Origin of the sequence: Daejeonella sp., from assembly GCF_044232565.1 — a bacterium.
Classification (GTDB): domain Bacteria; phylum Bacteroidota; class Bacteroidia; order Sphingobacteriales; family Sphingobacteriaceae; genus Daejeonella.
This window is the reverse complement of the sequence record NZ_JBIILQ010000051.1, coordinates 1-13,361: the sequence shown is the minus strand read 5'-3', so window position 1 is coordinate 13,361 and position 13,361 is coordinate 1. Positions and strand designations below refer to the sequence as shown.

Genomic DNA, 13,361 nt, shown 5'->3' with positions numbered 1-13,361 from the left:
CAATTCGACTTCTAGGATAAAATCCCCGTATTCTTTTTCAGTTGCAAGAAAAGTATTTGGAGTGTTCGATACGGTAGTACCAATTAGTTCACCATCCTGCACATGATAATTGGCTTTACCACCTAAAATTTTCCAAGCACTCAGATCTTTACCATTGAACAAATATTCCCATTTCTCCATTTCCGACTGAGCAGAAGAACTAAATGCCATTAAAAGTAAAATGTATGTGAATAACTTAGCCTTCATATTCTTTTTTTTTATTAAATGTACAAATTCAATTTTATCTAATTAATCGCGTAGCTTGAAAATTAAAAATATTACGAATCAATTCTGCTTTGTTAATCTATAAATTTACAAAAACACCATAGCTTCTAAAATAAGGCTCTCTATCAAATTATTACGCTAACCTTAACAAAAATTCGACTCAAATTCCCTCTAGAAAAACATTCAAAACGATTGATTATTTTGCTTCTAAATTCAAATGAATTTGCACGTCAAATTAACAGCTTGATGTGGCTTGCTGTCATTTTTTTCAGTAAAGCTTTATTAAAATCTTTTATTAAACCACAAGGCGACCATTTTATTTGAGTTTTCAATATATTGAAACTCGGAAAACAGAATCCATTGAACAATTAATGAAGAGATTCTCGAACTTGCTTTATCATTTTAATATCAATTGGTGTGGCATGACTTGAACCCATCGAACGGATGTAAGTTAAAATATCAAGCAAATCTTCATCCTTCATAAATCCAAATGAAGGCATAGCCGCATCATAGCTAATACCATTAATCACAGCAGGTCCTTTAGAGCCCATTAAAACCTTTTTAATTAAGTCTTTAGGATTTAAAACCACCGCTTGAGAGTTCTGTAAGGAAGGAAAAACACCCTTTAATCCCATCCCATTTTCTTTATGGCAAGAGGCACAATATTGAAGGTAAAGATTCTCAGCCTTTGAACCAGAAGGCAAGGAAGAAAGTAAATTTTGAGGATCTGATTTACTTAAATTGGAAATTTTAATTATTCTATCATCATCTGACACTGGAAAACCAGCAACAGGGTTCCAGTCGCGGTTACTAGTAGCTAAATAAATATCCCCTTCAGGAGAAACGCATAAATCACGGACCCTACCGAATTTATTTTCAAAATACACTTGTTCTTCAAGGATTACTTTACCCTCCTTATCAAGCTTGAGAGATCTTAAACTTTTACCCTTTAAGGAAACAAGAAGCAATGAATTAGTTAGTTCGGGAATTTTATTTGAAGCATAAAAATCAAGGCCTGCAGGACCAATAGTTGGAGTCCAAGCTAATAATGGATCAACGGTATTATTCGCTTTTTTGAAAGCACTTTCCGCATCATTTTCGGCAAAACCTTGAACGGTTGGCCAACCATAATTCCTATTTTTTAAAATCAAATTGACTTCATCATCATTGGTATCACCGTGTTCTGAGGTATAAAGTTGGCCACTAGCAGAGAATGCCATACCCTGAATATTACGAAAGCCCCATGCCCAGACTGGATTTCCTTTCATTGGATTATCTATTGGTATAGAACCATCTACATGCATTCTTAGGATTTTCCCATTAGGTGTTAGCGGGTTTTGCGAATCAACCAGACTCAAGGCATCTCCAGTTGCCCAATAAACAATACCCTTATTAACAACTATTCGAGAGCCATTATGACCCAAAGCTGCAGGAATTTCCATTAAAACTTTAGGGAGAACAAGGGTATCCTTCTGCCAAGTATATCGAACTAATCGCGAGAATTTTTTCTTGTCTTTTTCAATGGTATAATTCAAAAAAACATAAGGATATTTCTTCATCTCAGAATGAAGAGCCATTCCAAGTAAACCAGAGGTTCTTAACTTCCAAACATCTGTTAATTTAAGCAAAACCTCTTTCTTACCCGTATTGGGGTCTACCCTACTAATTAAACCCTCCTGTTCGGCAATCCAAATTTTATTATCCGGGCCCCAAGCAATTTCCCATGGAACATTTAGATTTTGTGCAACAATTGATATTTCTGTTGCTTTTATTTTTATTCCCGACTGCTGTCCCTTATTTTTAGGTTCAAGTAGTTCAAAAAAGTATCCAAAGACACTAAAAGCAATAGAAAAACTAAGAAATAGGTAATTCATAATCTAGATTTATTGGATATTATATTATTCTCTCAAAAAGAAAAAAGAAGGAAATTGAATTTAAGTTTTAAAAAATCTGAGATAAATATAAACCATTTGATACTTAAGAAACAATAATTAATTATTAAACCAACATGGTATCAAAAATCATTCTGAATTAACCTTATATTGACATTGGTAATTAATATTTACATGTTTATAAATGTCTGACCATGAAAACTGATCATTTAATTATTGTTGCCATTTTGATTTTTATAATCATCCTGCTCCTTTTATTAATCAAATGGAATCGAAAAGATCAAAAAGAATTTATAGAAACGATGAATAAAGATATTGGGAAACCCGAAAATCATCCTAAAGATAAAATTTAATGAGAATAATCACATAATTTTAAAATGAAATTAAATATAACATCTTGATAAATATTCTCTATTTTAGAGGATATAATTAAATTACAACTCGGTTAGTTAATATCAATATTTTAATCCTTAATGGATAGAAGAAGTTTCCTTAGCTCAAAAACAAAGTCTACCGCATTTCGTACCAATACGAGATTATTTGCTTATTCCCCACCATTGGGAAACGGGGATATTAACCATTTATTAAGACGAGTTCTATTTGGCACTAAGCAATCAGACCTTGAAAAGTTAAGAGGCAAAACTTTGGATGAAATACTAGATATACTTTTTACAGCCGAACCTAAACCTTCTCCTCCGGTAAATAATTATAACGATGCGAATTACACAGATCCAATTGTTCCATTAGGCCAAACTTGGGTAACTGCTACTCTTGATGGAAATAATACTTCCCGCAGAAATTCTTCACTAAAAGCATGGTGGATTGGCTTAATGCTAAATCAAAACACCTCTATTCATGAAAAAATGGTTTTATTTTGGCATAATCATTTTGCCACAGAAGCCCTAGATATTAACGATCCAAGATATGCCTACAAGCAGAATGCACTAATCAGAGGTTTAGCACTTGGCAATTTCAAAACCTTAATCAAAGAGATTACGACTGATCCGGGAATGCTCCGTTATTTGAACGGTTATCTAAATAACAAAAACTCTCCTGATGAAAATTACGCAAGAGAATTACAAGAATTATTCACTTTAGGAAAGGGACCTAAGTCAAATTATACCGAAAACGATGTAAAGCAGGCTGCAAGAGTATTAACAGGTTTCACAGTTAATGCTACAACCATTAGTTCGGCATTTGATCCCAACAGACATGACACTGGAAACAAACAATTTTCAGCATTTTATAATAATTTCTTAATAACCGGAAAAACTGGAGTAAATGGCGCATCAGAGGTAGATGAATTGATCAATATAATCTTTCAACAACCTGAAACAGCGCTTTATATTTGCCGCCGTTTATACCGATTTTTTATTTATTATGAGATTGACGATGCTACTGAAGCGAATATAATTGCACCATTAGCTACAATTTTCAGGAATAGTAATTATGAAATAAAACCCGTCTTAAAAGCACTTTTTAGCAGCGAACATTTCTTTGACCCTGTAAATAGGGCCTGTTTAATCAAGAGTCCAATTGATTTTTGTGTCGGACTAAGCAGGGAGTTTATTATTAATTTCCCGATATCAACAGATTTAGCAAATCATTATTTTATGCATGATTATATCCGTACGCAAGCCTCTAATATGCAGCAAAATATTGGAGACCCGCCAAGTGTTGCCGGATGGCCTGCCTACCATCAAGAGCCGCAGTATCATGAACTTTGGATTAATGCAGACACTTTACCTCGACGTAACCAGTTTAGCGACATAATGATATCAAATGGCTATACTAGGAATGGGAAAAAGATAAATATTGACATACTTTCTTTTGTTGACAGCTTATCAAACCCAGCCGACCCAAACATTCTGATAACTGATAGTATATCAATAATTTATGCAATAGATGTATCACAAGAAGTAAAAGTTTTTCTCAAAAGTATTCTTCTATCCGGACAAACAACAGATTCTTATTGGACAGGTGCATGGATTACCTATAAGTCTAATGTGAATATTGCCGCTAATAAAGCAATCGTTTTAACAAGGTTGCAGGCAATGTTTAAATATCTAATGAACCTCCCTGAATATCAATTATCATGAAAAGAAGGGATTTCATAAAAAATACAGCACCTGCTGGAATTTTATTTCCTGCACTCATTAATGGTTTTACTTTTAAAGCATTTGCAGAATCTCCATTAGTTTCTGCCCTAACTCAGGCTCCAACCGAAACTGACCATGTACTTGTTATAGTCCAATTAAACGGTGGAAACGATGGTTTAAATATGGTTATCCCATTTGATCAATACGATAATTTAAGTAATGCCCGTTCAAACATTATCATTCCACAAAATAAGATACTTAAGTTGAATGGTACAAGCTTTACTGGATTGCATCCTTCCATGAAAGGACTACAAACTCTATTCAATAACGAAAAGCTTAATATCGTACAGTCGGTTGGTTACCCACAGCCCAATTTTTCACACTTTAGGGCAACAGATATCTGGCTTAGTGCATCCGAATCAAACCAAACGATAAATTCAGGATGGACTGGCCGCTATTTACATGAAGAATTTAGCAATTTTCCAACAGGATATCCAAACACAATAATGCCAGACCCATTGGCTATTCAGATTGGTTCATTTGTTTCCCCTGCAATGCAGGGCCCTGCGGTGAACATGGGAATGGCAATTTCAGATCCTGTAAATTTTTACAACCTAATCAATGGGATACAAGGTGTTGCTCCAAATACCAGAGGGGGAAAAGAATTAACCTATGTACGCCAGATTGCTCAACAAACGCAACAATATGGAACTGTTATCAAAGCAGCCGCAGCAAGAGTGACAAAGCAATTTTCAGGATATCCGACAGGTAACTCCTTAGCAGACCAATTAAAGATAGTGGCAAGATTAATTGCTGGAGGTTTAAAAACAAGAATCTATATGGTAAGCTTAGGAGGGTTTGACACTCATGCTCAGCAAGTTAATTCAAATGCTACAGAAACTGGAACACATGCAAATCTAATGCAAAAAGTTTCAGAAGGAATTAAGGCTTTTATGGATGATCTTGAATTCCTTAATTCAAGTAAAAGGGTGATTGGCATGACCTTCTCTGAATTCGGAAGGCGTATTAAGTCGAACGCAAGTGGAGGAACCGATCATGGCGCAGCAGCTCCATTATTTGTTTTTGGACACTACGCTCAAAACAATGTAACTGGTACAAGTCCGATAATCAATTTAAGCACCGGCACTGCAGACAACATCCCCATGCAGTATGATTTCAGGTCCATTTATGCATCTCTATTGCAGCAATGGTTCTGTGTTCCTGAAACAACACTTGAAAATGTAATGTTAAAAAACTTTCAGAATCTGCCTCTTATTAAGCAATCAGCGCCTTGTATGTCTAGTAATCCAGATATAATTATCGCAAACGCAGATAAAAATCTCATTAGTAATTATCCAAACCCTTTCCAAACATCAACCACAATATCTTATGAAAGTTTGGGTGGACATACCTTGATTCAGGTATTTAATACGGAGGGGAAATTAATTAAAACACTTTTAGATACAGAAATGAACGCAGGAAATCATAAAATCACTTTTGAAAATGAAGGATTTCGTCCAGGTGTTTATTATGCTAGATTACAAAACAAAACAATACAACAAGTTAGAACCATGCTTCTTGTAAACTAATCAATTGTCAAAGAGATAAAATTGACTCTGCTGCAAGCCTACCACTTTTCATGGCGGCATTAATTGATCCATTTAATAAATGATCCCCACAAATAAAGGTTGAATCGTCTAATCGAATTGACAAAGGATTTATATCATTTAGAACATGTTTATTTTCAGGAAGTGCGTATGGAATTTTATAGGTTTTAAGATGCTTCCAATCCACACATTCAGGGTACCAGAATTTAAGCTCATCCTTAACTTTTAACTCCAATTCAGCAGCATTAAAAGCATCACAATCCTCAATAATTGAAATAGAAATCAATGATTTACCTTCTGGAGCATAGTTTTTAGAGACATTGCTCATCACCGCTACATTATTTAAAAGCTTTGTGGGATTTGCATTCAAAGCAATTAACTTTTGTTGATACGGTGCTTGATCAGCTGAAAAATATAGGCACGTAACTGATTTCTGTCCTTTATTCAGACTTTTAAAAGGCATTGGGAAAGAATCATGTCTTGTGGCAAGTAATATGGTGTCTGCTTGATATTTATTACCTGAAACAGTTAAAACTTCATTCCCTTCAATACTTAAAACAGATTCATTGAGAATAAGTTCTTCAGGAGAAAGTTTGGAAGCTAGCTGCATCGGAATCATGCCCATACCTTTTGCGGGTATAGCTGTATCTGCCTCACTAAACATTTTAAATACAAACTCAAACATTCGGGAGGAAGTTTCCAGTTTATTTTCTAGAAAAATTCCACTTAAGAAAGGAATGAAAAAATTAGAAATTATGCGATCGCTAAAACCCGAGTTTTTCAAATGATTGAGGGTCGAAATTTCGGGTTTTAAGAATATATCATCTATACTTGAACCTGCTAACTTTAATTTGAGTTTGAGAAGTTTGATCTTATCAAAAAAGCTACCTACTGGAGATTTCAAGGTTGTGATAAGCGAAGAAATCTCGCGAAGAGGATCGCCAATTTGATCTATACCTGAATCATTTAGAATAATTGAACCGGGACTAAAAGCTTGTAAATCAAGAGCTTTATAATCAAGGAAATGTTTAGCTTCTGGATAAGCAGTTAAAAGGACTTGAAAACCCCGGTCTAGCAAAAATCCATTCAAGTGATCTGTTCTTACCCTACCTCCTGGTGCATCAGAAGCTTCAAGAATCTTAAAATCACGACCGGCACTTTTCAATACACGCGCAGCACTAAGTCCGGCAAGACCAGCTCCAATAATTAAAACATCAGTCTTATTTTTAGTCAAAACTTCTTCTTCTATAGCCTAGAATTAAACAAACTTAGCATAGGCCAACCTACCCAAATGAGAGGCGGTAAAGTAGCTATCTAAGCCAGCCACTGTAACGGTACCTGCTTTTAAATGATCTACATAGCCATCGCTCTCTAGGATAGCATCCTCCATTGAAACAGAAACTATTTCACCGATTAGCATTTTAGTATTATTTATGGAAATATCAATTAATTCTTTCATTTCCAAACCAATTTGAATACTCGATTGAGCTACAAATGGCGCTTTAAAATCTTCTATATAAGATTCGTTAAAACCACAAGGCTCAAATTCAGAATGTCCCGATGGGAATCTTGCACTTGTTTGATGCGCTTGTTTAAACCATTGGGGTAATACATTATTAAGCGTGTATTGGCCTGTTTGTATAATGTTTTGTAATGAATCATGATCTTCACCATCTGGTCTAAATATCATCCCTAACAAAGCTGGATTAGCTCCAAGATGAAAAACAGAGTTAAATAGGCCCAGGTTTGTAATCCCCGTTTCACTGATAGTACCTAGTAATTGAAGGCATTTATAACCTGGTAAACTATTAATAAATGTCGTTCGAAAACGTTTCTCCATTGCTGAGATATGATCCCGATCAAAGTTCATAATTATAGCGTTTTTAAAGTACTCATGCCACCATCAACTCCTAGTACTTGTCCGCTAATCCAAGAACTATCATCCGACAATAAAAATGAAATTGCGGAGGAAATATCCTCAGGGGTTCCAATTCTACCTAATGGATGGCGCTTTGCGGATGCTTCACGTTTATCGGTCGTGCTTAAAAGACTTGCAGCCATTGGAGTATCTGTTAATGAAGGTGCAACCACATTTACGCGGATTTCCTGAGATGCAAATTCTGCTGCTAATGAAAGTGCTAAACCCTCTACCCCACTTTTTGCAGAGGCAATACTCGCATGATAACTCATCCCCGTACGAGCTGCAACCGAGCTAATTAAAACAATTGATGAAGGTTTCGCACCTCTCAATGCGCGATAAGCCTGCTGAATGGTTTTTGCAGCACCAACCACATTTAGACGATATTCTGTAATGAAGTCTTCCTCAGTTAACCTACTAAAAGGTTTCAGTGTAATACTACCAACTGAGTAAACTAAACCGTGTAATTGTTCTGGAAGACTATCAGCTACAGATGCACCTTCGGCTAAAACATCAAATGGGATATGAATTACTCCTAACGGCCATTCGGAGGAAGTACTTCTGCTGGCTGAATAAACTTGCGCGCCTTTGGCAGCAAGCGATTTCACCAATGAAAGTCCCACGCCCGAACTACCACCCACAATTAAAATATTTTTACCTTGAAAATTCATTATCCAATATGTTTTAAGAATTCATTTCTTGTTTCAGGCATTAAAAATTTGCCACAATATTCTGCTGTAACTGTTGAACTATTCATGTCACGAACACCTCTTGAAGATACACAATGATGGTGAGCATCGATGATAACTGCCACATCATCAGTACCCAATGCGGCTTTCATTTCATTTGCAATTTGAATAGTTAATCTCTCCTGAACCTGCGGTCTTTGAGAATAATATTGAACAATACGATTGAGCTTAGAAAGTCCGATTACCTTTCCATTACTAATATAAGCCACGTGCGCTTTACCCGTAATAGGAACAAAATGATGCTCACAATTACTGTAAACTGAAATATTACGTTCCACCAGCATTTGATTGTATTTGTACTGATTTTCAAATAATGTTGGCAAAGGCTTTAGATCTGGATTTAAACCACTAAAAATCTCTTTTACATACATTTTAGCAACTCTTTTCGGAGTATCTTTCAAGCTGTCATCTGTCAAATCGAGGCCCAGAATATCCATGATTTGAGAAAAATGATTGCTAATCAATTGAATTTTGGTTTCATCATCCATTTTAAAGGCATCTGGCTTCAAAGGAGTATCAAACGAAGTAGATATATGCTCATCAGAAATCAAATCCAAAAGTTGATCTTCGGCACTGATTAAACCTTGTAGCGTATTATTTTTATCCATTACTATAATATCATATTAATTTGGGACAATTATAAAGGTTATGTTTTAATTTCAAGGTCTCGCAAGGTCGCACTTATGTCATAATAAAAGATTTTTAAAACATTGCAATCAACGCCACCCTAATGATTCCAGGAATTAGTAGACTGAGGTTATAAAAAAATGCTTGTCGAAGGATCATTTTTAGCCAAAATCGAACATTAAGGAATTTAAAAGAACATTTAGCTCAAGATATTGAATTTATTGATACGTAAACGTTTAAACAATCATACATTTGCAATCACGACTATATTGTCAAAAGCATTACCTTCTAATTTCCAATGTCAAAATTAAATTCTCGTGATAAATTCTTTGACCTTTCCGATTACGGTAGGTCGGCAGGGAAATTATTCGCAAACCAAATAAGCCACACCCGTATTACTCCTATTCATGTTACATTACTCTTTGGCTTATCCGGACTTACAGCAATTTATTGCATCATTCAAGGTTCTTATTGGTGGGCATCATTCTTTATCATCTTAAAATCAATTATTGATGCCGCCGATGGTGAATTAGCCAGAATAAATCAAACTCCATCTTATACCGGTAGATATTTAGATAGTATTTTCGATATCATTTTAAATTTTATGATTTTTACTACGATTGCTATTGTTACCAAAACAAGCTTTTTATATGCATTTATAGCATTCTTTGCGGTTCAGTTACAGGGAACACTTTATAATTACTATTACGTTATTTTGAGAAATAAATCAGAAGGTGGTGATACAACCAGCAAAATATTCGAATATAAAGCACCAAGAGCATTGCCAGGTGAAAGCCAACAATCTGTAACTATCTTATTCTCAATTTACTACCTAGTTTATGGCTTTTTCGACAAGATTATTCATGTTTTAGATCCCGACGCTTATAAAGTTAAAACTTTCCCTTCATGGTTCATGACCATGCTTTCAATCTATGGATTAGGCTTTCAATTGCTTATTATCGCGGTTATGCTTCCATTTAATTTGATTCAATATATTGTCCCATTCTTTATAATTTTTAGTTTTTTTATTCTTGTTTTAATCGGAATAAGAAGAATTTTGTTACGTTAATTCTTTAAATGATAGTAGTAGTAAATTTTGAATTACTACATTTATTGAATAGTTATCTAATAATTTAATTCATGAAAAAATCATCATTTTTCGCACTCTTTTTCTTCGCTTATACGATAGTATTCGCTCAAAACGAGAAAAATATTAGTGTTCAAGCAGCTTTTAAAAAGGAAATTGAGAAAATAAGCAAAAACGATAAAATACAAAAAGCTTTCGAAATCATTCAGGAGCTAGAGCCTACAGGAATAAAAGAACTTATTGAGCTTACCCAAATCCCTGCCCCTCCTTTTCAGGAACAAAAAAGAGCTGAACACTTCAAAATAATGCTTGAAACAGCAGGAATTGATAGTATTTGGATTGACGAAGTGGGTAATGTTTTAGCATTAAGAAAAGGTACAGGAAATGGCAAAACTGTGCTAATTGATGCCCATTTAGATACTGTTTTTCCTATCGAAACAGATGTAACTGTTAAAATGAAAGGTGATACGCTTTATGCACCAGGGATAGGTGATAATACCCGCGGACTAAGTATGATGCTTAGTATTTTAAAATCAATGAATAGGGCTTCTATTAGAACGGAATCTGACATTTTATTTGCGGGAACCGTTGGTGAAGAAGGTTTAGGCGACCTTAGGGGAATCAAAAATATTTTTAAACAGGGAGCTAAGAAAATAGATTCACACATTGCTATCGATGGTGGCGACATCACTAGAGTTGTTACAAGCGGACTGGGCTCATTACGTTATAAAGTAACTTTTAATGGCCCTGGAGGGCATTCATTTGGTGCATTTGGATTAGCAAACCCACACCATGCGATGGGTAAAGCCATTGATTATTTCAGTACTGTGGCAAGTGATTTTGTAAGTTCGGGTCCAAAAACTACGTTCAATGTGGGACGCATAGGTGGAGGCACCTCCGTTAATTCTATTCCTTTTGAAACTTGGATTGAAGTAGACATGCGCTCTTTAAGTCCTGAGAAATTAATAGGAATCGAAAAAATATTAAAAGAGCAAATGACCAAGGCCTTAAACGACTACAACACAAGCGTTAAAAATGGCCCCAAGCTTAGTTTAAATTTTGAAAAAATTGGTGAACGACCATCAGGAGTGCAAGAAGACACTTTGCCAATTATTCAAAGGGTGGCAGCTGCCAATGAATTATTTAATCGTTTAGCTAGAATTGGAGCAGGGTCCACAAATTCAAACATACCTATTTCTTTAGGAATCCCAAGTATTACCATTGGTCGTGGTGGCAATAGTGGCAATTCTCATTCATTGAATGAATGGTGGATTAATGAAAAAGGCGATGAAGCGATAAAATTTGGATTACTTCTATTGGTTGCTGAAGCTGGATTATCAAAATAATTCTTTTGTTTTGATAATTGACATTGAAAAAGGGTTGAAAACTAGATTAAAGACCGATCCCATATGTTTTTACCCTCTCCATGCAAAACTTGATAAGCATCATACAAAACACCATTTTTCATCATAAACGAACTGAGGTAAAAAATGCAATTTGACCTTTCAAAAAATAAGGTCGATGAAGTATTCGAATAAAACTATTTTAAGATTTTACCAGCTCTTGGGTAAGCTATTTTATGCTGCTGCTGCAGTGGATAAATTGGTAAGAAAAGAAGAGCTTGAAGCCCTCCGTAAATCAGTAAAAGCAGAATGGTTAAATTTTGATGAAACTTTTGATGAGTTTGAAACAGATTCAGCCTATCAAATTGAAATTGTATTCGATTGGTTGAACGATAAACATCCCGATCCAGGGAAAGCTATTCATTGTTTGCAGATTTTCAAAGAAAAATACCCTGAGCTTTTTACTGAAAGGGTTAAGGCAATGATTATGAAAACCGCCTCTGCTATCAGTTCTTCATTTGCTGCTAAAAATAAATCAGAGTTAATCTTCTTAAGCCGACTTGAGCGAGCATTAGAAGAAAAAGAAACCCATAAAACACTCGTTTTGAAATAGATCAAAATCCATTAATCGAAATAAGCAATGTTTCGAATTTGAAAAATAGAGAACAGAAAAAATTTTGAACGAAATAAAATCCGGAAACATGCTGGGAAATTTAAGTGATATAGAAATCGATAATTTATTGAAGAGGCAAGTAATTGGCCGAATTGCATGCCATGCGGATGGCAATACCTACCTAGTTCCCACCAATTACATTTATGATGGTTCAAGCATTATCTCCCACTCGGCATTAGGTAAAAAGATAGAGATGATGCGTAAAAACCCAGAGGTTTGCTTTGAAGTTGAAGAAATTCAATCCATTTTTCGATGGCAAACAGTTATTGCCTGGGGCAGATTTGAGGAAATTACAGATCAACAAGAACGCGGAAGAGCCATGCAGGGCTTGATACATAAAATAATGCCTTTAGTGAATGACCCAGCACAACATCCCTTTCATGCCATAAGTGTTAATGAATATGACATTGAGACCAAGATTGAGCTCATTCTATTTAAAATCGTTTTAAGTTCCAAAACTGGAAGGTTTGAGAGTGGCGAACATCCAAAGATTTGAATTAATGACGATTTACTGCAAACCAAGCAGCCCCAAGTAAGGCAGCTTTACTATTAAGAATCACCCTAACCGTAACATGCTCAATTAAATCATTCAAGCGGCCACTTTGACAAAAATATCTATTAAAATCATATTCTTTAAGAAGGTTTAAAATAGAAGGAGCAATTCCACCACCAATAAATAAACCACCCGTAGCATTATGCTTTAAAACCAAATTGGCACATTCATAAGCAAAGTAGCGGATAAAAAGCTCCATAGTTTCCTTGCATAACATGCATTTTTTTACATTCTGACTAATTATGGAGGCATCGTAGCCATTTATAAACTTCTCCATTATAAAAAGACTTTCCTCTCTTTTAACTTCGTGAATAAGAAATTGATAAATCTGAATAATTCCAGGTCCGCTAAGTAATCGCTCCCAACTTACATGCCCAAATTGCTTTTGTAAATAAAGATAAAGCTCAAAATCGAGCGCATTGCGAGCAGCAAAATCAGCATGCCCACCTTCGGTAGCGAAGGGATGATAATAGTTTCCATCCCAATAAATCCCTGCTTCGCCTAAACCTGTGCCTGGAGCTATTACAGCCGCATTTCCTGAAATTTGAT

14 protein-coding genes are annotated in these 13,361 nt (G+C 35.3%); 7 read left to right on the top strand and 7 right to left on the bottom strand.

Going from position 1 to position 13,361, the window contains the following annotated elements; genetic code table 11:
- The coding region (locus ACILQF_RS04745) for a DUF1080 domain-containing protein (protein WP_395626267.1) at window positions 1-246 on the bottom strand (246 nt) is incomplete at its 3' end.
- Window positions 247-632: 386 nt separating this feature from the next.
- Window positions 633-2,138, bottom strand: coding sequence for a PQQ-dependent sugar dehydrogenase (locus ACILQF_RS04740; protein WP_395626266.1), 1,506 nt, complete (start codon window positions 2,136-2,138; stop codon window positions 633-635).
- Between the two features lie 212 nt (window positions 2,139-2,350).
- Between ACILQF_RS04740 and ACILQF_RS04735 the strand changes: the two genes are divergently transcribed.
- The 3 genes from ACILQF_RS04735 (at window position 2,351) to ACILQF_RS04725 (ending at window position 5,844) form a co-directional block, all read left to right on the top strand.
- The gene (locus ACILQF_RS04735) at window positions 2,351-2,509 is read left to right on the top strand and encodes a hypothetical protein (RefSeq protein WP_395626265.1); all 159 of its coding nucleotides are present in this window, start codon (window positions 2,351-2,353) and stop codon (window positions 2,507-2,509) included.
- Between the two features lie 120 nt (window positions 2,510-2,629).
- Window positions 2,630-4,255, top strand: a complete 1,626-nt coding sequence (locus ACILQF_RS04730) for a DUF1800 family protein (protein ID WP_395626264.1) — start codon at window positions 2,630-2,632, stop codon at window positions 4,253-4,255.
- Entirely contained in the window at window positions 4,252-5,844 is a 1,593-nt protein-coding gene (locus ACILQF_RS04725; protein ID WP_395626263.1) for a DUF1501 domain-containing protein, read from the top strand. The genes ACILQF_RS04730 and ACILQF_RS04725 overlap by 4 nt, the downstream gene beginning before the upstream one ends.
- Before the next feature lie 7 nt (window positions 5,845-5,851).
- Here ACILQF_RS04725 and ACILQF_RS04720 read toward each other — a convergent pair whose 3' ends face one another.
- The 4 genes from ACILQF_RS04720 to folE are packed head-to-tail and all read right to left on the bottom strand — an operon-like array spanning window position 5,852 to window position 9,137.
- Window positions 5,852-7,096, bottom strand: a complete 1,245-nt coding sequence (locus ACILQF_RS04720) for an FAD-dependent oxidoreductase (RefSeq protein ID WP_395626262.1) — start codon at window positions 7,094-7,096, stop codon at window positions 5,852-5,854.
- 24 nt (window positions 7,097-7,120) lie between these two features.
- A complete protein-coding gene (locus tag ACILQF_RS04715) occupies window positions 7,121-7,732 on the bottom strand; it encodes a flavin reductase family protein (protein ID WP_395626261.1) in 612 nt (203 codons plus the stop codon).
- A gap of 2 nt (window positions 7,733-7,734) precedes the next feature.
- A complete protein-coding gene (locus ACILQF_RS04710) occupies window positions 7,735-8,451 on the bottom strand; it encodes an SDR family NAD(P)-dependent oxidoreductase (RefSeq protein ID WP_395626260.1) in 717 nt (238 codons plus the stop codon).
- Window positions 8,451-9,137, bottom strand: a complete 687-nt coding sequence (gene folE, locus ACILQF_RS04705; protein ID WP_395626259.1) for a GTP cyclohydrolase I FolE — start codon at window positions 9,135-9,137, stop codon at window positions 8,451-8,453. Before folE ends, ACILQF_RS04710 begins: the two co-directional genes overlap by 1 nt.
- 317 nt (window positions 9,138-9,454) lie before the next feature.
- Between folE and ACILQF_RS04700 the strand changes: the two genes are divergently transcribed.
- The 4 genes from ACILQF_RS04700 to ACILQF_RS04685 all read left to right on the top strand — a co-directional run bounded on the left by ACILQF_RS04700 (window position 9,455) and on the right by ACILQF_RS04685 (window position 12,755).
- Window positions 9,455-10,225 carry a CDP-alcohol phosphatidyltransferase family protein gene (locus ACILQF_RS04700; RefSeq protein ID WP_395626258.1) on the top strand — a complete coding sequence of 257 codons (771 nt, stop codon included), beginning with the start codon at window positions 9,455-9,457 and terminating at the stop codon, window positions 10,223-10,225.
- Between the two features lie 71 nt (window positions 10,226-10,296).
- Window positions 10,297-11,589, top strand: a complete 1,293-nt coding sequence (locus tag ACILQF_RS04695) for a M20/M25/M40 family metallo-hydrolase (protein WP_395626257.1) — start codon at window positions 10,297-10,299, stop codon at window positions 11,587-11,589.
- 175 nt (window positions 11,590-11,764) lie between these two features.
- Entirely contained in the window at window positions 11,765-12,199 is a 435-nt protein-coding gene (locus tag ACILQF_RS04690) for a hypothetical protein (protein ID WP_395626256.1), read from the top strand.
- 64 nt (window positions 12,200-12,263) lie between these two features.
- Window positions 12,264-12,755, top strand: coding sequence for a pyridoxamine 5'-phosphate oxidase family protein (locus ACILQF_RS04685; RefSeq protein ID WP_395626255.1), 492 nt, complete (start codon window positions 12,264-12,266; stop codon window positions 12,753-12,755).
- Window position 12,756: 1 nt separating this feature from the next.
- Here ACILQF_RS04685 and ACILQF_RS04680 read toward each other — a convergent pair.
- The coding region (locus tag ACILQF_RS04680; RefSeq protein WP_395626254.1) for a glucokinase at window positions 12,757-13,361 on the bottom strand (605 nt) is incomplete at its 5' end.